This window comes from Neisseria dumasiana, assembly GCF_022870885.1.
Classification (GTDB): Bacteria; Pseudomonadota; Gammaproteobacteria; order Burkholderiales; family Neisseriaceae; genus Neisseria; species Neisseria dumasiana.
Genome location: NZ_CP091509.1, coordinates 2,061,751 through 2,083,403, shown reverse-complemented (window position 1 = coordinate 2,083,403; position 21,653 = coordinate 2,061,751). Strand labels below are relative to the sequence as shown.

Here is a 21,653-nt window from a genome sequence, read left to right as displayed (position 1 = left end):
ATGGGCGTTATTTTCGATATCCGAAGGGAGGGGTTCATGAAAAAACTGGCGGCAGTATTGGCCGGCGTGTGGCTAGGTTTGCAACTGGGTATGGGCTATGTGGCGGCACCGCTGCTTTTCCAAAATTTGGAAAGAATGCAGGCGGGCGGGTTGGCCGGTGTTTTGTTCAATGTGGTGGCGTATTTCGGTTTGGCGGTGTGGCTGTTGGTGTATGTGGTGTATAAAACCCACACGGGTCGCGGTTATACCCGTTCTTACACGCCGAAATGGATTGTGTTGCTGCTGGTGTTGCTGGCGGTGAACCAGTTTTTGATTACGCCGGTTATCGAAGCGCATAAAGCGGGCGAAACCAATTGGCTGCTCGGTTTGATCGGCGGCTCGTTCGGCCAGTGGCACGGTGTGTCGAGCATTGTGTATATGGTGTGCAGTGTGATAGGTTTGGGATTGGTGTTCCGCTTGTTGAAGCTGGATACGGATTAATCCGATGGCAGATTGAGTTGAGGCCGTCTGAAAACGCGCGTGGCTGGTTTTCAGACGGCCTTGCTGTATGTGATTTAAAAGTAGCCGGCTTTTTTGCGCTCTTCCATAGCTGCTTCGGAAACGCGGTCGTCCATGCGGGTGGCGCTGCGTTCGGAAAGGGTGGCGGCGGCGGTTTCGGCGATGATGTCTTCCGGTGTGGCGGCGGTGCTGGCAACGGGGCAGGTGCAGGAAATGTCGCCGACGGTGCGGAAGCGCACGCTGCGCACTTGCGCGGTTTCGCCGTCGCGTTTGGGTGTGAGCGGGGTAACGGGCACGAGCAGACCGCCGCGTTCGACCACTTCGCGTTCGTGGGCATAGTAAATCGGCGGCAGGGCAAGGTTTTCGCGGGCGATGTATTGCCAGATGTCGAGTTCCGTCCAGTTGGAAATGGGGAACACGCGCATGTTTTCGCCGGGGAAGAGGCGGGTATTGTAGAGATTCCAAAGTTCGGGGCGTTGGTTTTTCGGGTCCCATTGGCCGAATTCGTCGCGGAAAGAGAAGATGCGTTCTTTGGCGCGGGCTTTTTCTTCGTCGCGCCGTGCGCCGCCCATCAGTGCGTCGAAGCTGTGCTCTTCAATGGTTTCGACAAGGGTAACGGCTTGGGCGGCATTGCGCGAGTCGTTTTCGCGGCGCAAAACCACCGTGCCGCGTTTGATGGAATCTTCCACGCTGCCCACCACCAGCTCCACGCCGGTGCGGGCGACGGTTTGGTCGCGGAAGGCAATCACTTCGGGATAATTGTGGCCGGTATCCACATGCAGCAGTTTGAACGGCAGCTTGAGCGGCCGGCCTTCGATTTGAAAAGCTTTCACGGCCAGCGCGAGCAGCACCACCGAATCTTTGCCGCCCGAAAACAGCAGCGCGGGGTTTTTCGCTTCGGCAATCACTTCGCGGATGATGTAGATGGATTCGGCTTCAAGCCAGTTGAGGTGGTGGTTTTGGATAGACATGATGTATTCTTTTCAGATGGCCTCGATGCGCTTTACTTTAATCAGGCCGTCTGAAAAAAGGAAAGAATGGTTGGTTTTAATTTAAGATGATTTTGTTATAAAACCTGCGGCTTTTCGCTTTTGGGGCAAGGGCGGGCGTTGGCAAAGCGGGCTTTGCGGCGTGCAGGCCGCTCTTTCAATACGTTTCTGAAAAGCCGTATAATAGCCGCCGTACTATAACGACACAGCAGAAAGCGCCACCATGAACATTACCGTTATCGACCACCCGCTGGTCAAACACAAACTCACCTTGATGCGCGAAGCCGAATGCAGCACGTTTAAATTCCGCACGCTGACCACCGAGTTGGCGCGCTTGATGGCTTATGAAGCCACCCGCGATTTTGCGACGGAAAATTATATTATCGACGGCTGGTGCGGCCAGATCGAAGGCGAGCGCATTAAAGGTAAAACGCTCACGGTTGTGCCGATTCTGCGCGCCGGCTTGGGTATGCTCGACGGCGTGCTGGATTTGATTCCCACCGCCAAAATCAGCGTGGTCGGCCTGCAACGCGACGAAGAAACGCTCAAGCCGGTTTCTTATTTTGAGAAATTCGTCGACAGCATGGATTCGCGTCCGGCGTTGATTATCGACCCCATGTTGGCAACCGGCGGCTCGATGGTGGCCACCATTGATTTGCTGAAGCAGAAAGGCTGCCGCAATATCAAAGCCTTGGTGCTGGTGGCCGCGCCCGAAGGTGTGAAACTGGTGAACGAAGCCCACCCCGATGTAACCATTTACACCGCCGCGCTCGACAGCCATCTCAACGAACACGGCTACATCATCCCCGGCTTGGGTGATGCGGGCGATAAGATTTTCGGCACGCGCTGATTGCGTTGAGATCGTTTGATGCCGTCTGAAAGTGAGCTTTGCGGATTTCGCTAAAAGTGTTTCAGACGGCATCGGTTTATCGGCAGGCTAGCACGGCCTGTTTCCTATGCGGCAAGTCTGTTTTTGCCGTTTTGTATTTTGAAGAAAGAACAGCCATGAGTTTTCAAGATAATTTAGCCGTACTGGCGGCCATCGACCATTTGAGCGGCTTAGACGTGCTGCACAACGGCGAAACCATCCACCATATTCCTGCCGCGCCGGGCAAGCTCGGTTCGCTTAAGCTCTATCACGCCTTGGCTCAAGAATTTGACGGCGTATTGAACCGCGAAGCGGCCGAGCGCGGCTTGGCTTTGTTTGCCGAACATGTTGCCGATGCCGAAGCCCATCCCGGCAAACATCCGAACATTGATTTGCTGTTTAAAGTGAAGGCGGAAGACCTCACTTTGAAGTTGAAACCGTTGGAACGCTGACGCGGTTCGTATATCGAGGCCGTCTGAAAAAAGCCCCGCCCGTTAGTGTAATCGGGAGGGGCTTTTTTCAGACGGCCTTAACGTCGGGTATCGGTTTAAAGCGGCTTATTGTTTGGGGCTGAAGTAGATTAGCCCTAAACACCACACCAAAGCCGCAAAGTTTTTAACTGCTGCTTTGGTGTCCCGAAGTTAAAACGAAACTCACATTCTTTCAAGAACAGAGGAAAAGATTTTCGGTCAATTCCGTTGTATTTGCGCAAGACACGTTTCGCCTGATTCCAAAAATTCTCAATGCCGTTGATATGGTTGTGTCGGTCGGCAAACTTTTTGCTGTGATTAATCCTGTGATGGTGAAAACCGCTGACATCCAACACGTCGTAACTGCTCAGGCAGTCCGTATAAACTACGCTATCAGGTGTAATTTTCCTTGTAATAACAGGAAATAAACTTTCCTTTCGGGCATTATTCACTACAACCGTATAAACCTTACCTCCACGTTTAAGGATACCGAAAACCACCACTTTACCTGCTGCTCCCCTACCGCGCTTTCCTTTACGCTTACCGCCGAAATAGCTCTCATCCAATTCTATAGTGCCCTCAAAAACCTGATCTGCTTCCAAAGCCAAATGATGGCTGATAACAAGACGGATTTTACGGTAGAAGAGAATAGCCGTATTGGGCTGAATACCCAAGATATCGGCAGCAGAACGTGCGGTTACTTCCAATACAAAATATTCAAGCAGTTTTCTTTGCAGACTCTTCTTTAACTTACAGTGGGTTATCTTCATTTTGGCAGCCTATCATGACTGCTAATCTACGTCAGCCCCTATTGTTTTCTTTAACTGTGGGGTTGAAGAAAAACAGCAAGCGTTCCGCGCCCTGTTTCAAGGCTTCCAGAAAAATCGCCACTTCATGCTTTTGATGTTCGGGATAGCTGGCGGTAAACAACCAGCCGTCTTGAGTTAGGGTGTAGTTGATGCCCAAGCCGCCGGCAGATGTGGGTGCAAAAGCAAAATTAACGATTATGCTGTCGTCTCCCAAGGTAGAGGTTGAGAGAAAATCCGTAGTGAACACTTCGTAACCCTTGTCTTTAAACACCGCAGGAACACGGCTGCTGCCGTTTTGTTTGGCAGTCAGCTTCAACCCTAGCAGATGGCGGTTCGCACCTTGTGCGAGTTTGGCGGCTTTAACGCGGGCCTTGTGTTCGGCTAGTGCGGCATCAAGCAGGCTGTGATCGGGTTGTTCTTGCAGCAAACTGCCGACGAATGCCAGCGATTCTTCCGAAATCGGGCGCACGCATTCGGTGCGGCCGTTGCGGAAGTGGCTCACATCCACCGCTTCGTAGATGTTGCGCACTTCGCCGTAGGTAGTCAGCAAGGCATATTGGAACATAAACTGCATCAAGGCATCGTGGCTGATGCCCTTGGGAATGGTGTTGCCGTTAAATGTTACGGGAAGGCTGCTCACGCGCATTTTGACGGCTTGTTCGGCATATTGCTGCTGCCATTGCGGCCAATTTTTCTTTTGGGCGGGTGTCAGGTTCCATTGATGGCGGCTGATGGCCGGCGCGGTTTTTTTGCCTTGCGGCGTGCGGAGTTTTTCGCCGGCAAGTGCAACGATGTTTTTAAGTGTGCCGCCGTCTTCCCAAGTGTGTTCGCAATGCAGGAACAGGTTTTGGGTGGAGCTGTTGTAGCAGAAGGTCATGGGTTTGTAGCACCACACATTCTGATGGGGCTGGAACGTGGCGCGGGCAAGGTCTTCATCGGGGCATAATGAAATATCGTCCAAGCTGATGTGGAACAAATCGGTTTCGATATGTTCGGCCAATTCGGTGTTGTCGTCTTTACGTTTCAAATCACGGTAAAGCCGTGCCGCAGCATTGCCGCCGATATAGGAAGCGATGGCGATGGGATACGGGTTGCAGGTGTAGTCAGACAAAATCTGCTCGAACGCCTGCTTGAATGTATCGGGGTGGTAGGCCTCAAAATTGTCGTCGAGCGCAGTAATACGGTAATAAAACCCGTTGTGCAGCACACCGATATGGCGGTTTGCGGTTGCGGCAATGCGGTAGCCGTCGCTGCCGGTTTGGGGAATGCGTGCCGCACCGCGCAGAATCTGCCATTGATGCATGCACACCGGCGTGCCTTGCGGCGTTTGGGGCACGGGAATACGCCCGTGGTGGAAATCGGCACACACGGCGGCGATGGCGGACGCCCATTCGCTCAAACTTTTACCGTGCGTGCGGATGGTAAAGCCTACATTGCTCGCCAGCGGCAGAGGTGTGCGGATATCGAGATAGCTTTTCAGCCAAGCATCCAGCAGCCAACTGGTGTCGGCTTGTTCGGCGGATGTTTGCAGTTGCGTTTGTAATGTTTTCCCTATCCGGCTTTGGAAATGGCGCACGGAAGCCGTGGTTTTTTTATATTCTTCATCACTCAGCAGCGGACGCACCTGTTTGAGGTAGCGGGCACAGGTTTCGGTAAGATCGGGCACCGGCAAGCGTGGTTGCTGGGTCATGCTTCTCTCCTTTTGTTAAGTTTATGATATTTAGTAGATTGTAGCGGAAAAACCCGTTTGAAGTAACCTGTGGTAAGAATATTATGCCGTTTGTTTATTGAGTGACGGTTGTTCAGATGGTTGTTAGTATAATGTCATTTTTTAACGTGCACTCACTCTGAAAGGAAGAATAATGAAAGTCTTACGGTGGTTCGCCGCACCCGCCTGTGCAGCAGTTTTGGCTTTGTCAGCCTGCGCAAACGTACAGCAGGGAACGTATCAAGAGGCAAGAGAGGCATACAGCAAAGGCCGCTACGACCAAGCCTATACCATCATGAAAGGCCTTGCCGAAAAAGGTGAAGTAAACGCCCAAAACCAATTGGGTTTGATGTTTTCAGACGGCATCGGCCGTCAGGCGGATTATGAACAAGCCAAGCATTGGTGGGAAAAAGCTGCCGGGCAAAATCATGTTAACGCCCAGTATCATTTAGGATTGTTATACGAAAACGGTTGGGGCGTAGTGCCGGATGCCCGTTTGGCAGCCGAATGGTACGAAAAAGCCGCCGCACAGGGGCAGGTGCAGGCCATGGCCAATCTCGGCTCATTTTATGAGTCCGGTAAAGGTGTGAAACGCAATTTGCGTAAAGCGGCCGAATGGTACGGTCAAGCTGCGGAAAAAGGTGATGCCGACAGCCAATATAAGGTGGGCATGATGTATTTGAACGGCAGCGGTGTGAAGCGTAATCGGGTAAAAGCCAAATATTGGCTTGAGAAAGCTGCGGAGCAGGGTAATGCCAGAGCCGCCCAAGTATTGAAAAAGAGAATCTAACTGAAAAAACCGTCTGATGAATCAGACGGTTTTTTTGATGGTGTTGCTGCGGCTTACTGTTTGTTTTCTTCGCTGTCCAAGAAGCTTCTCAAGCGGTCGCTGCGGGTCGGGTGGCGCAGTTTGCGCAAGGCTTTGGCTTCGATTTGGCGGATACGCTCGCGGGTTACGTCAAACTGCTTGCCCACTTCTTCCAACGTGTGGTCGGTATTCATGTCGATACCGAAGCGCATACGCAATACTTTGGCTTCGCGCGGAGTCAGGCTTTCCAGCACTTCTTTGGTAACTTCGTGCAGGCTCGAATACATGGCCGCATCTGCCGGAGCGACGTTGTTTACGTCTTCGATAAAATCGCCCAAATGTGAATCGTCGTCGTCACCGATCGGCGTTTCCATAGAAATCGGCTCTTTGGCGATTTTCATGATCTTGCGGATTTTGTCTTCAGGCATTTCCATCAGTTCGGCCAGTTTGGCAGAATCAGGCTCTTCGCCGGTTTCTTGCAGATATTGGCGCGAAATGCGGTTCATTTTGTTGATGGTTTCAATCATATGAACCGGAATACGGATGGTGCGCGCTTGGTCGGCAATCGAGCGGGTGATGGCCTGACGAATCCACCATGTGGCGTAAGTAGAGAATTTATAACCGCGGCGGTATTCAAATTTATCTACCGCTTTCATCAAACCGATATTGCCTTCTTGAATCAAATCGAGAAACTGCAAGCCGCGGTTGGTGTATTTTTTCGCAATCGAAATCACCAACCGCAAGTTGGCCTGAATCATTTCCTGTTTGGCCGCCGCGGTTTCTTTTTCGCTGATGACCATGTTTTTATTGATTTCTTTCAATTCTTCGATGGAAATGCGGGTTTCGGTTTCCATTTCTGCCAGCTTGGCTTGTTTTTCGATGATGGCATGGCGGAAGCGGTCGAGAGCGTTGCTCCATACGTTGTTTTTTGCAACTTCTTCTTCCACCCAATCAAGGCGCGTGATTTCGGGCAGGAAGTAATTGATGAAGTAGTCTCTGTCCATGTGCACGCGGTCGAGGCAGATATCGCGGATTTCGCGCTCGAGGCGGCGGATGTTTTCCACCCGTTCGCGAAGGTTGCTGCTCAGGCTTTCGATTTGGCGGGTGGCAAAACGCACTTCGAGCAGTTTGGAAGCGATGGCATCGCGGTGCTGCAAATAGGTTTCATGGCGGCTGTCGTGCTTGCTCAGGGCGGCGATCATTTTGTCGTAATCTTCTTGGATACGTTCAAAATGTTCGAGCACTTTTTGTTTCAGCTCTTCGAGATTGGTGGCGGCGATGGCTTCGGGGCTGCTGTCGTCTTCATCGTCGTCGCTGTCGCCGTCGTTGTCGTCGGCGTCGTCGTTTTCGCTGTTGTCTGCGGAAGAGCTCGCGCTTTCCAAATGCCCCAATCCTAACTCGTTGAGCAGCACTTCGTTGGGGTCGATAATGGCCTCGACCACTTCGTCGACTTTGATTTCGTCGGTGCGGATGCGCTCGATCAGCTCCAAAATTTCGGTAATCGAACCGGGGCAGGCGGAGATGGCCTGTACCATGTTTTTCAACGCGTTTTCGATTTTTTTGGCGATGATGATTTCGTCTTCGCGGGTCAGCAGGTCAACCTGACCCATTTCGCGCATATACATGCGCACGGGGTCGGTGGTGCGGCCGAATTCGCTGTCTACGCTGGATAGGGCGGCTTCGGCTTCGGCTACGGCATCATCGTCGGTGATGGCGGCGGTGTTGTCGCTCATCAGCATTTCTTCGGCATCGGGTGCCTGCTCGGTCACTTGGATGCCCAAACCTGAAATCATGCTGACGATGTTGTCGATTTGCTCTGCGTCGGACATATCGTCGGGCAGCGCATCGTTGATTTCGGAATAGGTGATATAGCCGCGCTCTTTGCCCATGATGATGAGCTGGCGCAACCGTGCGCGCTGCTCTTCGAGCGTTAGCGGACGGTTGTCGTCTTGTTCTTCATATTCGCTGTCGTGTGTATTGTTGCTGTGTTGGTTTGACATAGAATGTTCTCGGTGTTTGGTTTAACGGGAGGCCGTCTGAAACAAATCGGTAGGGTGTTCTGCGGTAGGTACAAGACGACTCGGTTGCAGCAGGGTGTATGTTTTTCAGACGGCCTTGGGCTTTTATCGTGTTGCCGGCATCAATAATGCCAGCAGTAGTTTTTTTTCGTTGTCATTCAAACCGGTATGCCGGTTTTTTTCTTTCAATGCTTCGATTTGTGTGTTTTTCAACTCGTTCAGGAGCTTGGTCATGCCGAGTTGGAAGTTTTCGCAATCCTCTTCGCTGCTGCCTTCCAAGGCTTGCGGATCGTTGAGCGCGCTTTGGAAAATACGGTTTATCGTGGTTTCGTAAGGGCTTCCACGCATGTGTTCCAAAATGTGTGCGCTTGTGGGCAGCTCCGGCAAGCTTTTAATCAGTTCGGCGAGATTGGCCAAACAGGCAAAATCGCCGCTAAGGGTCAGATACTCGGGCAACTCTATATATGAAGCCCATGCGGGATTTATCAAGAGGCTGCGTATCTGGCGTTCCGCCAATGTAGACATTTGCGGTTGTTTAAAGGTTTCTTTGGGCAGTTTGTAATTTTTCTGCCGGGCTTGGCGTTTGGGGGCTTCTTCGCCCATCAGGCGGGCGAGATCGGCGGTGTCGATGCCCACCAGTTCGCTTAAACGCTGCCTTAATAAAAAGCCTAAAGCGGGTGCGGTAATCTGTGCCAGCAGCGGCGAGCTGGTTTTGACCAGCTCGGCTTTGCCTTCCTGCGTATCCAGATTAAGGCCGTCTGAAAGGTGTTCCCAAAAATATTCCGACAGGGGTTTGCTTTGGTTGAGCAGGGCATCTTCAAACGGTGTTTTGCCGTAAGCGCGGATGTAGCTGTCGGGGTCGTGCTCTTCCGGCAAAAACAGGAAATGCAGCGATTTGTCGTCTTTCAGTTGCGGCAAGGCGTTTTCTAAAGCCCGCCATGCGGCTTTTCTGCCGGCACGGTCGCCGTCGAAGCAGAAGTAAATGCTGTCGGTTTGGCGCATCAGCAGTTTGACGTGGTCGGCGGTGGTGGCGGTGCCGAGCGCGGCTACGCCGTAACCGATGCCGAATTGTGCCAAGGCGACCACGTCCATATAGCCTTCCACCACCAAAATACGCCCGGCTTCTTTAATGGCGGCTCGGGCCTCGTGCAGGCCGTAGAGATTGCGGCCTTTGTCGAACAGCGGCGTTTCGGGCGAGTTGAGGTATTTCGGCTCGCCTTTGTCGAGTATGCGGCCGCCGAAGCCGATAACCTGACCGCGTTGGTTGCGGATGGGAAACATGATGCGGTCGCGGAAGCGGTCGTAATATTTGCCGTCTTTCTCGATGACCATGCCGCTTTCTACCAACGGTGTATTCGGGTAGGGCTGGAATACCTGTGCCAGCGGCTGCCAGCTGTCGGGCGCGTAGCCTAAGCCGTAGTGTGCGATGATTTCGTCGCTCAGGCCGCGTTTGGCAAGATACTGCTGCGCGCGCGTATCCTGTTTCAGACGGCCTGTGTAAAAAGCGGCGGCGGCTTCGGTGGTTTCTTCGAGCGTTTGCTGTTTTTTCTTGCGCTCGGCACGCTGCTCGGGGTTTTCTTGTTGCCCGCGGGTGCGCGGTACGGTCATGCCGACGCGGTCGGCCAAATACTGCACGGCTTCGGTAAAACTCAAGCCCTGATATTCCATGATAAAGCCGATGGCCGAACCGTGTGCGCCGCAGCCGAAACAGTGGTAAAACTGTTTGTGCGGGCTGACGGAAAACGACGGCGATTTTTCTTTATGAAACGGACAACAGGCCATGTAGTTGGCGCCACCTTTTTTCAGCGGCACATGCTCGTCGATAATATCTACGATATCGACTTTGGCCAGCAGTTCGTCGATAAATTCACTCGGTATCATGGTTATGTATCGAGGCCGTCTGAAAGAGACGTTTGAGAAGGCGTTTTCTTTCAGACGGCCTTTTCGGATCAGGCGGCGAGCACTGATTTCAGCACTTTGTTCACTTCGCCCATGTCGGCTTTTCCGGCCAATCGGGTTTTCAATACGCCCATTACTTTGCCCATATCGGCCATGCCTGCCGCGCCGGTTTCGGCAACGGCGGCCTCTACCGCGCTGCGGATTTCTTCAGGCGACATCATTTGCGGCAGGTAGCGTTTGAGCACTTCGGTTTCGGCGTTTTCTTTCTCTGCCAAATCGGTTCGGCCGGCGTCGGTGTAGATTTTGGCACTGTCGTTGCGCTGTTTCACCATCTTGGTAATGATGGCAATCACTTTGGCGTCGTCGGCTTCCGTGCGCTCGTCCACTTCAAACTGCTTGATGGCGGCGTTAATAAGGCGCACGGTGGACAGGGTAACGCTGTCTTTGGCGCGCATGGCGGTTTTCATGTCTTCGGAAAGTTGCGCTTTCAGGCTCATGGCGGGCTCACTTTGTTGGGGTTTCAAACCATTTTAATGGTGTTGTTTGGTTTAAAAACAAGCTGTTTCGGCATTTCGGGCGGAAATGCGGGGCAAACGGCCGTTTGTGTGTGCGGCGGTTTTGAATGTAGCTGTTTGACGCTGCTGCTTCTTGGTGTGGCGAAGCATGAAAAGGTTTCGTGGCGGTGTGTTTGTGGGATTGATTTAGTTGGTAAAGTTTGTTTCTTATACAAGCCAAAACACCGCAAAGCGCAAGGCTTTACGGTGTATTGCTTAATCACGTCTTCAGAAAGTGTGATTAGTAGAGTTTCGGAGGCAGTTGTTGGCTGCGCAGGCGTTTTTGCAGACGTTTAACCGCAGCGGCTTTTTTGCGTTTGCGCTCGGTAGTCGGTTTTTCGTAAGCTTCGCGGGCGCGCAGTTCGGTCAGCAGGCCGGTTTTTTCAACAGCGCGTTTGAAACGGCGCATGGCAACTTCAAAAGGTTCGTTTTCTTTTACACGAATAGCAGGCATTTTATTTCCTTAAAATTTGGTTTCGGCCTTCTTGTTTTTCAGACGGCCTGTGAATGGGGTTTTGTTGTATCGCTATCGGCCTTCGGGCTTGGCGGGATACGCGCCGTGATGTAAACATCACCTCCTAACGGGCGGCACGGACGGGTGTGCCGGAAAAATAACGAGCCGTATCAAACGGCTGCACAATAATTGGCGGATTATCTTATTCTTTGGCTGCGTTGTCAAGAAAACCTCCGGCGGCAAAGGGTTGGCGGCGTCCGGTTGCACGGGGTATGGTGCGGGCGGTTTTGCAGGTATTTACAGCCATTCCTGCAATAGGGCTGTGTCGATGTTCCACGACCAGATGCCGTTGTTGCCGCTGCCGTTTAAACCGCGCAGGAAGAGATAGCGCACGGCAACGGTGTGCAGGGGCTGTTGGCGTGAAGCGAAGTGGCGGGCGGTGGCAATGGCGTAAATCAGGGCTTGCAGGTAATAGTGGTGGTGGGCGACGGCTTCGTTCATGGCTGCTTGAGTGTAGTCTTCGGCGGCATAGCCCAAGTGGTTGGATTTATAGTCGATTACGGTAACGAGGCCGTCTGAATCGCGGCAGACCATATCGATGAAGCCGTTTAAAAAACCGTTAACGTCGTTGAAGTCGAGCAGTTTGGCGGCGGTGGCGCATTCGGCGGGCAGCCCGTGTTCTGTTTCGGCGAACCATTGCTGCAAACGGTTGAGAGTGAAGTCGTGCATAAACAGGGTAAAGCCCATTTCGGCAAGGCGTTGGGTGGCGGGAATGTCGGCCAGCGCGGTTTGGCCGTCGAGCGGGGAGAGGCGGGTGTGGTCGAGCATGGCGGTAACGGCGGGCAGCCAGCCGGCATCGAAACCGTAGTGTTCCAGTGTGGCGGCAACGGTTTCGTTTTGTGCGGCGGCGGGGGAGCCGAAATCGAAGGTTTCGAGTATTTCGTGCAGGCACACGCCTGCGCTTGCGCCGCGCGGGAAGGTGTGGATGCTGCGGGTATCGGTGTGTTCAGACGGCATGGCGGATAAAGGTACGTCGGTTGCGGTTTCCGCTGTGTCGATGGCCGGTTGCAGTTCTTCGCGGGTATGTTCGTCGGTGTTGCGGGTGTGGCGGCTCAAGCCGGTAAAGCTGGTATGGCGTATGAACTCGAACGGGCGTGCAGAAACGCCGGCTGCTTGGTAGAAGCCGTCTGAAAAGGAGGGGGCTTGATATTCCGCCGGTTCGGGAGGTGTTTCGGTAAAGCTGAAGTCGGTATTTTCGGGAGCGTTGTCGATGAACCGCTGCCAGTTGTTTTTCAGCATGGTGTCTGCTTCGCTTTTTGCCGCGGCGTATGCGGCGGCGATGTCGGCGCGGCGGCTGTCGGCGGTGCCTTCGAGCAGGTAGGCGAAGGTGTTGTCGGGCGTGTTGCTGCAACGGGCGGCGTAGATAACCAGATGTTCTTCGGCGCGGGTGAGGGCAACGTACAGCAGGCGCAGGTTTTCGCTTAGGTTTTCGTCGGCAAGCTGGTTGCGGTCGGCGTCGTCGAGCTGTGTTTCGTGCAGCAGTTTGGTGGGACGGCGGGGGCGGTGCAGAATCTGCCAGCCTTGCGGGGTGTTCTTTTTCGCATCCCACACGAAGGGGCAATATACCAGCGGATACTGCAAGCCTTTGGCGGCGTGCATGGTCACGATTTTGACGAGGTTTTCGTCGCTTTCGAGCCGCAGCAGATTGTTTTCGCCTTTGGGATGTTCGGCGTTTTGGGCCGTCTGAATCTGGTTTTTGAGCCATTCCCGGAGTGCGGCGGGGGAGCGGCTTTGTTCGTCTTCTTCGGCCAAGCGTTCGATCAGTTGGTGGTAGTTGGTGAGGCTGCGGGTGCTGCCGCGCGCGAGCAGGCGGGCTTCGATGCCGTGTTCGGCGGCAAACTGCTGGATGGCGGCGTAGATGCCGTGTTGCTGCCATACTTCGGCGGCGGTTTGGGCGGAGTTGATCCACGAGAGCAGGGCGGTTTCGTTGCGGTTGAGTTCGTGGATCATGGCGGCGGTGTAGCGGAACAATATGCCGCCGAGCACGAAGCGCAATGTTTCGGTGCGTTGCGGTTGCAGCCAGAAGCCGATCAGAGCGTCAACGGCCTCGGCTTCTTCTGATGCAAACACCGATTCGCGTTGCAGCAGCACGCTTTGGATGTTGCGCTGTTTCAGGGCTTTGGCAATCATCTGCCCTTCGTTGTGGGTGCGCACGAGTACGGCAATCTGCCCCGATTGCAGCGGCACGGCGGGGCCGGCGGTGTTTTTCTGATAATTCAGACGGCCTGCCGCGGCATCGTTGAGAACGGCGGCGATTTCGTCGGCACAGTTATCCGCCGCACGGCTGCGCAGCGCGTCTTTGTTGCCGCCGCCGTCGGTTTCGTGGTTGAGCCAGCGTATGGAAACGGCGGTTTTGGGCGGATTCAGACGGCTTTCGCTGCGGGCGGCGTTTACGTCGGCATAGTCGATGCTGTCGAGCACGAAGGGGCGGTTTTTCTGTTTGAACAAGGCGCCGATGCCGTTGATCAGTTTGGCGTGGCTGCGGAAGTTGGTGGTCAAGGTGTAGCGGGCGTCGGCATCTTCGGCGGCCTGCATGTAGGCGTAGATGTCGGCTCCGCGAAAGCTGTAAATCGCCTGTTTGGGATCGCCGACCAAAAACAGCGGGTTGCCCTGACGGATAAACAGTTGTTTGAATATTTCGTATTGCAGGGGGTCGGTGTCTTGGAATTCGTCGATCAGGGCGGCTTTCCAAACGGCTGCAACGGTTTGTGCCAATTGTTCGCGGTGCGGGCTGCGGATAAGGGCATGGTAAACATCGAGCAGCAGGTCGTCGAAACTGCGTTCGCGGCGGGATTTTTTTTCAGCCTCCAACGCATTGCCGATGTATTGCAGCATGTCGAGTTGCAGCTGTATCAGGGTGTTTTGTTCGGCTTCGGCCAAACCGTTGAAGCATTCGCCCAGCCGTGCGAGTATGTTTAAGCGGGCAAAGGCGGCGGTGTCGGGCGTGGCGGTTTTTTTGGTGGCGGCTTCAAGAGCGTCGGCGGCAAACAGGGGGAGTTTGTCGTGGTTGGAAGGCAGAGTGTTGCTTTCTGCTGCGGCTTCCAGTAAGGCAAAAACGTTTTGGAAGGTATTTTTGCGGTATTTGTTGCCGTTTAAAACGGGGTGGATTGTCCAAAAGGTTTGCACCAATTCGGGCAGTTGGGTGCGGATATTTTCCCAGCATTGCGCCAATGTCTTTTGTGCGGTTTCGATATTGCTTTCAGGCCGTCTGAAAGCCAGATAGGGGCGGCCGATAAAGCTTTTGATTTCGGAAAGCATGGTTTCGGGCGTGTGGCGGTGCTCGAACATGAGTTTGGCCAATACAGGATTGTGCGACACGTTTTCGCGCCAGAAGTCTTGGGCTGGCACCAGCAGGCGTTCGCGCGTGTCTTCGGTTAGTTCTACGTCGAAAGGGGCTTGGCAGAAAAAGGCATAATCGCGCAGCAGGCGTTGGCAGAAGCCGTGAATGGTATAAATGGCGGCATTGTCGAAGCGGCTGATGGCTGCTTTGAGGCGCACAATCAGGCGCTCTTGGCTTTCTTGCTGCAAGGCGGCTTCGAGCAGGTTGGGTAAAAATACGTCGCCTTCGTGGTGTTGCGCGCAATACGCGGCGAGGCCGTCTGAATGGTGTGCGGCATCCGGCACGTTTTCCAATACCGATAACACATCGTCCAAACGCGCCCGCAGGCGGGTTTTCAGTTCGGCGGTGGCAGCTTTGGTAAAGGTAACGACCAACACGCTTTCTACGGGCATTTTTTCCAGCACGATCAAACGGGTAAACAAAGCAGCAATGCCGTAGGTTTTGCCTGTGCCGGCAGAGGCTTCGATAAGGGACGTGCCCGAAATGGGAATGGTGAGCGGGTTAAACGGTTGTGCTGGCATGGCGTTGCAGGTGGTGTGAGGCCGTCTGAAAAATATCCGGCTAAGGGTAAACAGGGAGATGACGGTGCTTGGGCGGGCTGTCTGCATATCGGTTTCAGACGGCCTTTACTTACATATATATATATACGATGGCGGTGCAAGCATAGGCCGAAGTGTAAAGGGTTTGCAGTAAAACAGCCAGCACCGCCGTTGCCGCTGTGTATCTTTGGCGCGAATCGGGTCGGTTTTCATATTCTTGCTTGCCCTTTCGCTGTAAAAAGGCCACAATCCCGCTGATTGTTAACAATTTCCGTATTTAAATCACCGGTGTTAAGGAATCGGACAATGGATATCATCACCCGTTTACATAACCTGCCTGTGGGCAAGTTTCATTACAAGTTGTTGATATTGATCGGCTTGGGTTGGCTGTTTGATGCAATGGATACCGGCATGGTGTCGTTTGTGTTGGCTACGTTGGGCAAAGAATGGAATCTGACGCCGTCTGAATTGGGCTGGATTGTCAGCGTCGGCTTTATCGGCATGGCGTTGGGGGCGGTGTTGAGCGGAAGGATGGCCGACCGCATCGGACGTAAGAATGTGTTTGTGGCCACGATGGTGCTGTACAGCATTGCCACGGGTTTGTGTGCTTTCGCTTGGAATCTCGAAAGCCTGCTGTTTTTCCGCTTTTGGGCCGGCTTCGGCTTGGGCGGACAGCTGCCGGTGGCGGTGTCGCTGGTGAGCGAGTATGCGCCGCCGAAAGTGCGTGGGCGTTTTATCGTGCTGCTGGAAAGTTTTTGGGGGCTGGGTTGGTTGGCCGCCGCGCTGGTGTCGTATTTTTTTATTCCGCAATACGGTTGGCAAAGCGCGTTTTTGATTGGCGCACTGCCGGTGTTTTACGCCTTTTTCGTGTGGAAGCATCTGCCCGAGTCGGTGCCTTATCTGATCAGCAAAGGGCGCGTTGGCGAAGCGCATGAAATCGTCGTCGGGCTGGAAAAGCAGGCAGGCATAGAGGCGGTTCAGACGGCCTCGGTAGCCGAGCGTGCGCCGCAGGAAAACCCGCGTTTCGCACAGCTGTGGCAACCGCCTTTTGCCAAGCGTACTTTGATGTTGTGGCTGATTTGGTTCGGCATCGTGTTTTCGTATTACGGCATTTTCACTTGGCTGCCGAAGCTGCTGGTGGAGCAGGGCTATACGGTGGTGAAAACGTTCGAATATGTGCTGGTGATGATTTTGGCGCAGCTGCCGGGCTATTTTGCGGCGGCGGTGCTGGTGGAAAAAATCGGCCGCAAGGCCACGCTGGCCGGTTTTCTGTTTGCCTGTGCGGTGTGTGCCTATTTCTTCGGCCGCAGCGATTCGGCGGCGATGATTATGTTTTGGGGCTGTTGGATGTCGTTTTTCAACTTGGGCGCGTGGGGCGTGCTTTACACTTATACGCCGGAGCTTTATCCCGTGCGCTTCCGCGCCTTCGGTTCGGGCTGGGCCGGTGCCGTCGGCCGTATCGGCGGTATTGTCGCGCCGATGGCGGTGGCGGCCATGATCGGCGGCGACGGCGGTTTCGGGCGGATTTTCGTGATGTTTACGGCGGTGCTGATGGCAGTAGTTGCCGTGATTGTGGTGCTGGGCGAGGAAACCAAGGGGCGCAGTTTGGAAGACATCAGCGGTTAAGCTGCGTGTTTCTCACGATTAGGCCGTCTGAAAACGATTGTTCAGACGGCCTTTGTCGTGTTATCAGCAGGTGAGGCTATTTGCCTTTCACATCAATGATCCACACTTCCGATTGCGAACCCAAACGCAGCGGCACACCCCAGAAGCCGTAACCCGAAGTAACGAAAAAGTGGCCGTTGCCGATTTGCTCGTAGCCGTAGTGCAGGCGGTTGAGAAAGCGGACGATTAAATTGGCCGGCGCCACTTGGCCGTTGTGCACATGGCCGGACACCTGAACGTCTATCGGCAGTTTGCTGTGAGCTTCGATATCGGTAGGGCGGTGATCCATCAGCAGCACGGGCAGGGCGGTGTTTTGATTGCGCAACAGCGTTTCCGTGCTCGGGCGCGTTTTGTCCAAATCATCATTGCGGCCTACTACCAGCAAGCGGCCGTCCACCACCGTGCTCTCATTGGCGAGCACTTTAATGCCCGCTTTGGTCAGCTCTTCATAAATCTCGCGCTCGTGGCCGAACAAATCGTGGTTGCCCAAAGTGGCATACACGCCCAGCGGTGCGCGCAGTTTTTCCAAATGCGGCTGCATGTTTTCGGCGCGGTAGGCGTTTACGTTGTCGTCCATCAAATCGCCGGGCAGCAGAATAATATCGACTTTTTCGCGGTTCATGATGTCGGCGAGTTTATCCAGTTGGCGCGCGCCGAACAGCACGCCCAAATGCGTATCGCTGGCCATGCCGATACGCAGCGGTTTCTCAAGCGGTTTTTCGATGTTGATTTCGGCATGATGCACCACGGGCGTGTAAGCGTTATAAACCGCCAGCCCCAGCAACCCCGCCACAAACAGCGGAGCAAACAGCCGCAGGCTGCGCGACATGGGTTTTTGTTCCATAAACCGGCACAGCAGCAGATAGAGCACAAACGTCGCCAAGGCCGCATACATCACAAACAGCAGCAACACCATCCAAAACGCCATCCAGCGGAACACCGCATGCCCCAGCTGCAACAGCAAACCCGCAATCAGCGCATTGGTAATCAAAAAAGCAATGCCCATCAGCCAGCGTCTGCCCCGTGCGGCAATATAAGGGGCGAACAGCCATTGCAGCGACCGGCCCAAGCCGAAGGTAAACACCTGCAGCAGTAACAGTACCAATATAAACAAAACAATACGCATAATGCTTCCCGTAAAAAACAGATGCAGATTCTACCACAGCGCGATTACCCGCCTGTGCCCGTGCGTTTGCAGGCGCGGCAAAGCAGTAATGCAGTTTGTTTGGGTTCCGTCCCGCCGATTCTTTTCAGACGGCCTTAAAATACTATCCGGCATGGGCTATAATTAAAACCTGTCAAACACAAATCCATCCGCATCATCCGAAGGAAAAACATGAACCCGCAAACCGCCATTATTCCCGCAGGCAGCAAAGCCGCCGTATTTATCGAAGCCGACATCACAGGCAGCCGCGAGCAGATTCAGCTCGCCGCCCTCCAAAGCCTTGAAGCCCTCGACCAATTGCAGCAAAAATTTCCCGACGCACTGCTCGGCCTAACCATCGCTTTCGGCAGCGCATTCTGGCAAAGCCTGAACCACAACGGCGAAGGCAGCGAAATCAAACCGTTTACCCCGCTGGGCAACGGCTTGGCTCCCGCCACGCAGCACGACATCATGTTCCACATCCAATCGTTGCGCCCCGATGTTAACTTTTCGCTGGCTATGGCCTTATTGGAAGCATTCGGCGACAGCATCGACGTAAAAGACGAAACCCACGGCTTCCGCTGGATCGAAGAGCGCGGGTTGGACGGTTTTGTAGACGGCACCGAAAACCCCACCGGCGACAACATCCGCATCGTCGGCACCGTGCCAGAAGGCAAGCCCGATGCAGGCGGCAGCTATGTGTTGCTGCAAAAATACCGCCACGATCTCAAAAAATGGAACAAAGTGCCGCTGGCCGAGCAAGAAGCCGCCGTCGGCCGCACCAAAGAAACCAACGAAGAATTCAGCAAAGACGTGCGCCTGCCCGATTCCCACTTAGGCCGCGTCAATCTCAAAGAAAACGGCGTAAGCCTCGAAATCGTCCGCCGCAGCCTGCCCTACGGCACCGCATCGGGCGAACACGGCTTGGTATTTATCGCCTACTGCGGCACACTGCACAATATCGAAGCACAATTGCTGAGCATGTTCGGCCATACCGACGGCAAAACCGACCTGCTGCTCAAACACGTTACCACCGCCGTAACCGGTGCCTATTACTACGCACCATCACTGGAGCGGTTGCAGAATCTGTAATGGTTTGGTGAATAAGAGATGCAAATCGAGAGGCCGTCTGAAATATTGAACCATCCAAGGATTTGGGGAACAGTTCAATATTTCAGACGGCCTCCGATATGTTTAAGACAACAGGTTTTTAAACTTTTGCCGCCAAGACAGGGTTTGCGGTTTCTGCGGCGGGTTGGAGGAAACAGGGTGGGCAGAATATGCCTTGGCTGCTTCCGGTTGGGGCGGTTCGGTAATGGGAAGGCCTGTTTTCACATCCAGCTTGGCTTGACCGGCCAGTTTTTTCATCAGTTCGTCGGAAGGCTTGGGCGGTTCTTTCCCCTCTACCCAGCGTTGGAAGGCAATCTTACCGTCCCATTCCGGCAATGGTGCCGGCGGTAATGGCACTATTTCATCCAAATCAGGGACTTTAGGCGACATAAAGTCGTAAGTGGAAAGATAGTCTCTGATGGCTTCGTAGCGGCGTGCTCGCTCGGCATCCGGAGTAAGGTTTAACTCCAAGCCTTGAAAGCCGTCTGCAAGCCATAAGGCTGCTTGGCTGTTGCCGTTTTTTACGCCTTGATAAAAAGCTGCTACCGCTTCCGGGTATTGTTTGATATTTTGTAAATCAATCCCCAGCCATTTAGAGGCATCTCCTTGGCCTTGTTCGGAAGCACAGCGGTAGAGTTTGCGTTTCAGTTCCAAGCGAAATGGAAGTGATTCCTTATCATCGATTCCCATAAGTGTTTTACCCAAAACGAATTGTGCATCCCTACTGCCCATATCGGCAGCTTTACGTAGAAAGGCCAGTTCGCTGTCTGGAGGGGCGGAAACGCCGTAGCCGTCTTCGATATAGCCTTTGAGCAGGTAATAGGCGGTGGCGGGGAGTTGTTTTTGCAGCTGTTTATTGAGCTGATGCACTTCGATTTCCGCTTCTATCTCAGGCACTTGTGTCCAGCCGTCGCTGAGAATGAATTGCAGGCGCACATTGGCTTTATAGTCGCCGTTGGCGGCGGCGATGCGGTAATAGGGTAGCAGGTTGTCCCAAAAACCGTCGCCGCGTTCGCCCGGCCACATATGGTTCAAATCGCGGTGCAGCGCATAATTATAGAGCTGCTGTGTTTCTTCGGATAAAGGCGGGCGCTGTTCGCGTACGCAGGTGAATTCGAGGTTTCGTTTGATTTCTTCGATGTTGTTCATGGTTTCCCTTTTTGCTTGCAGCCGCTCAAACCAGTTGGGTTTGTTGTAGCAGAAATCCGGTTTGTATTGCCCGGTGCCGCCCATATCGATACAGGCAATCCATCGGTAGGCCATATAGAGGGCCAAGCCGATAAGGGCGATCACGGACAATGTGATTTTTGTGGAACGTTTCATGTGTTAATCCAAAGTGGTGATTTTGGGATCCAGCCGTAGAAATTCGCACAAGGGGTGCATAGGGGGCATGCCGTTAACCAGTCTGCCGACGTTGATGGCAAGCAGTAAGGATTCATCCAGGCCGTCTGAAAAGGTTTCAGACGGCCTCCGATATGTTAAGACAACAGGTTTTTAAACTTTTGCCGCCAAGACAGGGTTTGCGGTTTCTGCGGCGGGGTCGAGGAAACAGGGTGGGCAGAATATGCCTTGGCTGCTTCCGGTTGGGTTGAAGAGGCAATAGGAAGGCCTGTTTTCACATCCAGCTTGGCTTGATCGGCCAGTTTTTTCATCAGTGCGTCGGAGGGCTTGGGCGGTTCTTTTCCCTCTACCCAGCGTTGGAAGGCAATCTTACCGTCCCATTCCGGCAATGGTGCCGGCGGTAATGGCACTATTTCATCCAAATCAGGGACTTTGGGGGACATAAAGTCGTAATTGGAAAGATAATCACTGATGATGTTGTAGCGGCGGGCGCGTTCGGCATCCGGAGTCATATTTAAATATTCTTTATATTCAAAACCTTTAGCAAGGCTGAAAGCTGCTTGGCTATTGCCGTTTTTTACGCCTTGGTAATAGGCTGCTACTGCTTCTTGGTACCGTCCAAGCCCCGATAAGTTGATCCCTAACCATTCTGACGCATCTCCCTGGCCTTGTTCGGAAGCACAGCGGTAGAGCTTACGCATCAATTCCAACCGGAATTCACGTGTTTCTTCATGGTCAATCCAAGCCACCTTTTCAGCCAATACGAATTGTGCGTCTCTACTGCCCATATCGGCGGCTTTGCGTAAAAAAGCCAGTTCGCTGTCCGGCGGTGCGGAAACGCCGTAGCCGTCTTCGATATAGCCTTTGAGCAGGTAATAGGCGGTGGCGGGGAGTTGTTTTTGCAGGAGTTTATTGAGCTGATGCACTTCGATTTCCGCTTCTATCTCAGGTACTTGTGTCCAGCCGTCGCTGAGAATGAATTGCAGGCGCACATTGGCTTTATAGTCGCCGTTGGCGGCGGCGATACGGTAATAGGGCAGTAGGTTGTCCCAAAAACCGTCGCCGCGTTCGCCCGGCCACATATGGTTCAAATCGCGGTGCAGCGCATAATTATAGAGCTGCTGGGTTTCTTCGGATAAAGGCGGCCGCTGTTCGCGTACGCAGGTAAATTCGAGGTTTTGTTTGATTTCTTCAATGTTGTTCATGGTTTCCCTTTTTGCTTGCAGCCGCTCAAACCAGTTGGGTTTGTTGTAGCAGAAATCCGGTTTGTATTGCCCGGTGCCGCCCATATCGATGCAGGCAATCCATCGGTAGGCCATATAGAGGGCCAAGCCGATAAGGGCGATAACGGACAATGTGATTTTTGTGGAACGTTTCAT

17 protein-coding genes are annotated in these 21,653 nt (G+C 53.6%); 6 read left to right on the top strand and 11 right to left on the bottom strand.

What is annotated here, in order from left to right:
- The first annotated feature begins 36 nt into the window (after positions 1–36).
- Positions 37–480 (top strand): DUF4149 domain-containing protein, encoded by a 444-nt coding sequence (locus LVJ88_RS09730; protein ID WP_085417786.1) that lies wholly within the window; start codon positions 37–39, stop codon positions 478–480.
- 74 nt (positions 481–554) lie between these two features.
- Here the strand turns inward: LVJ88_RS09730 and cysD are convergent, their stop codons facing one another.
- Entirely contained in the window at positions 555–1,469 is a 915-nt protein-coding gene (cysD, locus tag LVJ88_RS09725; protein WP_085356927.1) for a sulfate adenylyltransferase subunit CysD, read from the bottom strand.
- Positions 1,470–1,710: 241 nt separating this feature from the next.
- Between cysD and upp the strand changes: the two genes are divergently transcribed.
- Together upp and LVJ88_RS09715 are read left to right on the top strand one after the other, a co-directional pair.
- Positions 1,711–2,337: a uracil phosphoribosyltransferase gene (gene upp / locus LVJ88_RS09720; protein ID WP_054600184.1), complete on the top strand. Its 627-nt coding sequence runs from the start codon at positions 1,711–1,713 to the stop codon at positions 2,335–2,337.
- A 155-nt stretch (positions 2,338–2,492) separates the two neighbouring features.
- Positions 2,493–2,807: a DUF2322 family protein gene (locus LVJ88_RS09715; protein WP_085417785.1), complete on the top strand. Its 315-nt coding sequence runs from the start codon at positions 2,493–2,495 to the stop codon at positions 2,805–2,807.
- Positions 2,808–2,941: 134 nt separating this feature from the next.
- On the opposite strand, the gene LVJ88_RS09710 is transcribed toward LVJ88_RS09715, so the two are convergent.
- Positions 2,942–3,595: an IS1595 family transposase gene (locus tag LVJ88_RS09710; protein WP_085417784.1), complete on the bottom strand. Its 654-nt coding sequence runs from the start codon at positions 3,593–3,595 to the stop codon at positions 2,942–2,944.
- A gap of 31 nt (positions 3,596–3,626) precedes the next feature.
- Positions 3,627–5,324, bottom strand: a complete 1,698-nt coding sequence (locus tag LVJ88_RS09705; protein WP_085418864.1) for a choline/carnitine O-acyltransferase — start codon at positions 5,322–5,324, stop codon at positions 3,627–3,629.
- A 172-nt stretch (positions 5,325–5,496) separates the two neighbouring features.
- Between LVJ88_RS09705 and LVJ88_RS09700 the strand changes: the two genes are divergently transcribed.
- The gene (locus LVJ88_RS09700; RefSeq protein ID WP_244694154.1) at positions 5,497–6,132 is read left to right on the top strand and encodes a tetratricopeptide repeat protein; all 636 of its coding nucleotides are present in this window, start codon (positions 5,497–5,499) and stop codon (positions 6,130–6,132) included.
- Positions 6,133–6,185: 53 nt separating this feature from the next.
- Here the strand turns inward: LVJ88_RS09700 and rpoD are convergent, their stop codons facing one another.
- From rpoD to recB, 5 genes are all read right to left on the bottom strand, one after another.
- Entirely contained in the window at positions 6,186–8,150 is a 1,965-nt protein-coding gene (rpoD, locus tag LVJ88_RS09695; protein WP_085418866.1) for an RNA polymerase sigma factor RpoD, read from the bottom strand.
- Positions 8,151–8,273: 123 nt separating this feature from the next.
- Complete coding sequence (gene dnaG / locus LVJ88_RS09690; RefSeq protein WP_054600189.1) at positions 8,274–10,049, bottom strand: DNA primase; 1,776 nt, start codon at positions 10,047–10,049, stop codon at positions 8,274–8,276.
- 68 nt (positions 10,050–10,117) lie between these two features.
- A complete protein-coding gene (locus LVJ88_RS09685) occupies positions 10,118–10,564 on the bottom strand; it encodes a GatB/YqeY domain-containing protein (RefSeq protein WP_085356931.1) in 447 nt (148 codons plus the stop codon).
- Positions 10,565–10,862: 298 nt separating this feature from the next.
- Positions 10,863–11,075, bottom strand: a complete 213-nt coding sequence (gene rpsU, locus LVJ88_RS09680) for a 30S ribosomal protein S21 (protein WP_054600191.1) — start codon at positions 11,073–11,075, stop codon at positions 10,863–10,865.
- A gap of 297 nt (positions 11,076–11,372) precedes the next feature.
- Complete coding sequence (recB, locus tag LVJ88_RS09675; protein WP_244694196.1) at positions 11,373–14,996, bottom strand: exodeoxyribonuclease V subunit beta; 3,624 nt, start codon at positions 14,994–14,996, stop codon at positions 11,373–11,375.
- 324 nt (positions 14,997–15,320) lie between these two features.
- On the opposite strand from recB, the gene LVJ88_RS09670 reads away from it, so the two are divergent.
- Positions 15,321–16,640, top strand: a complete 1,320-nt coding sequence (locus tag LVJ88_RS09670) for an MFS transporter (protein WP_085418868.1) — start codon at positions 15,321–15,323, stop codon at positions 16,638–16,640.
- A gap of 76 nt (positions 16,641–16,716) precedes the next feature.
- Here LVJ88_RS09670 and LVJ88_RS09665 read toward each other — a convergent pair whose 3' ends face one another.
- Complete coding sequence (locus LVJ88_RS09665; RefSeq protein ID WP_085418869.1) at positions 16,717–17,805, bottom strand: metallophosphoesterase; 1,089 nt, start codon at positions 17,803–17,805, stop codon at positions 16,717–16,719.
- A gap of 210 nt (positions 17,806–18,015) precedes the next feature.
- On the opposite strand from LVJ88_RS09665, the gene LVJ88_RS09660 reads away from it, so the two are divergent.
- The gene (locus tag LVJ88_RS09660; RefSeq protein WP_085418870.1) at positions 18,016–18,915 is read left to right on the top strand and encodes a Dyp-type peroxidase; all 900 of its coding nucleotides are present in this window, start codon (positions 18,016–18,018) and stop codon (positions 18,913–18,915) included.
- Between the two features lie 102 nt (positions 18,916–19,017).
- On the opposite strand, the gene LVJ88_RS09655 is transcribed toward LVJ88_RS09660, so the two are convergent.
- Positions 19,018–20,256 carry an SEL1-like repeat protein gene (locus LVJ88_RS09655; protein ID WP_198941586.1) on the bottom strand — a complete coding sequence of 413 codons (1,239 nt, stop codon included), beginning with the start codon at positions 20,254–20,256 and terminating at the stop codon, positions 19,018–19,020.
- Positions 20,257–20,411: 155 nt separating this feature from the next.
- Complete coding sequence (locus tag LVJ88_RS09650) at positions 20,412–21,653, bottom strand: SEL1-like repeat protein (RefSeq protein ID WP_198941587.1); 1,242 nt, start codon at positions 21,651–21,653, stop codon at positions 20,412–20,414.